General features: G+C 67.4%; 1 protein-coding gene. It reads left to right on the top strand.

The genetic code is table 11. The annotated features are described in order from the left end of the window. Window positions 1–298: 298 nt before the first annotated feature. The coding region (locus B4F73_RS05870) for a TrbI/VirB10 family protein (protein ID WP_290482719.1) at window positions 299–438 on the top strand (140 nt) is incomplete at its 3' end.

Here is a 438-nt window from a genome sequence, read left to right as displayed (position 1 = left end):
GCAAGGCGCATGCGCGAGGCCGCGCTTGCCGATGAAGCGGCCCGCGCGCCGGTCTTCTTCCGGCTCGACTCTCAGAGCGGTACCGCAAGCACCACCGACACCCGCTTCGCTTATCGCGACCCCGCGCTTGATCTTGGCTCTGAGCTGCTGGCGCTCGCCGCCCTGCCGCAGGGCGCGCCGNNGCCAGCCCGCCGATACCAATCTCCAGTCCCGTAAACTGGCCTTCGCCAGGGAAGGCGCGGACAGCGACATCTACAACCCTCACAGCATCGAAGACCCGGCTTCGCCCTACCAGGTCATGGCGGGCACGCTGATCCCGGCAAGCCTCGTGACCGGGATCAATTCGGACCTGCCCGGCACGATCGTCGCGCAGGTCACCCAACCGGTCTATGACACCGTGACCGGGCAATACCTTCTCATCCCGCAGGGCTCGCGCCT

The sequence above is a fragment of the Hyphomonas sp. UBA3601 genome (genome assembly GCF_002375605.1).
GTDB lineage: Bacteria > Pseudomonadota > Alphaproteobacteria > Caulobacterales > Hyphomonadaceae > Hyphomonas.
This window is presented reverse-complemented; position numbering and strand designations above follow the sequence as displayed.